Origin of the sequence: Chryseobacterium artocarpi (assembly GCF_001684975.1) — a bacterium.
In the GTDB taxonomy this organism is placed as follows: Bacteria; Bacteroidota; Bacteroidia; order Flavobacteriales; family Weeksellaceae; genus Chryseobacterium; species Chryseobacterium artocarpi.
In genome coordinates this window covers 1-1339 of sequence record NZ_MAYH01000008.1, presented here as the reverse complement: position 1 = coordinate 1339, position 1339 = coordinate 1, and the positions used below count along the sequence as shown (strand labels likewise).

General features: G+C 40.3%; 1 protein-coding gene. It reads right to left on the bottom strand.

Annotated features, from left to right (window positions below; genetic code table 11):
• On the bottom strand, window positions 1-1325 hold a 1325-nt coding region (locus tag BBI01_RS04460), incomplete at its 3' end, for a phage baseplate assembly protein V (protein WP_065393497.1).
• Window positions 1326-1339: the final 14 nt, after the last annotated feature.

Sequence of the window (1339 nt, the reverse complement as noted above, 5' to 3'; positions counted from 1 at the left end):
ATCTGATCGGTTCCTCCAGCATCTGGGCTCATCACTCGTACAAAATGAGTGGTATCATTCATCTGCCAATCAAATCTTACCTGGACTCTTCCCTGTCCTTCTGGATCAGCATTGGCAATGACCGTGGCTATCTGAGGCTGGGCGATAGGTTCTGTAAACTCTGGCTTAGGTAAATAACCAGTATCAGCAGCTATAGATTCAAAACTACCCGTATAATGTCCGATTGTATCGATTTCATGGACGGCTTCGGTTACCATCACTTTGGTAAAGTAAGTTGTTTCATTACTATCCGGTTTCCTCATATGAATGTCTACAACACAGCCAGGATGTAAAAAAGGGACTGTTGTAGAGCCAGAAACAGAAAAGACTCCTACAGCTTCACTTCCTGAAGTGCTTCTCTGAGAATGTTCTACATCTAAATGAGTCGAGGCTTTAATAGGCGCGACCTGAAGCGCCGGAGTTTTGTATATTTTATCGTTATGGCTGTAAGCGGTTTTAGCCAGATCTCCTAAATGTTTTATTGGAGTCTCTCCTGAGGTCAGCTTTTCATTTCTGCTGCTGTTATAACCATAATACTGAGGTTTGGTATGAACAGCTTTAAGCTCTACCTTCACATCACTGGCATTGCTACCATAAATAAGTTTGATAGGTTTGTTTTGAGGGGGAAGTTTCCCGAAATGTAACACTTCACCATCATAGTAGAATTGCTCTCCATAAGCTTCTGCCATTCTTGCAAGGTAGTTATAATGGGTTTCGTTGTACTGGCTGCTGTAGATGATCTGTGAGTAGTCATTCGTATCTACTCTTATATCAAAGCGGCTTTTATCGATTCCCTGTTTAATTACTTCTTCGGCAATAATTCCCATATTAACGGGTTGTCCACCTCCAAAACTCTGAATATGAGGTGCTCCGTCTAATAGAATAGTCGGACTGTAACCGGAAAGAACAATATTTCCAAGGCTCATTTTCTCCTGACTGAATCCTACTTTGGTTATTAATCCTACAAAATTTCTCTCAGGACTGTTATCTATATCTTTATAGGAAATCACTACAGTAAGTCGTTTTCCTAAAAATTTATTGGCTTCTTCAAGCGTGTGACTCTGTCTGTCATTAAGCGCGTCATGAGCGAGAATAAGACTGAACTCATGATGATGACTTGCCTTTTGTTTAAGCGTAAAATGTTTATAGTGTTTGATAATTTTACCTTCAACAACTAACGAGAGTTTTACCAAACGGTTGATACCCGTATGATGATTCTCAGATATACCGTCTGCATTCTGAGATGGGCGGAAAGAAGCTCCCTTTAATTTGGATTCGGTTTTCATTTGCTTTGTGTTTG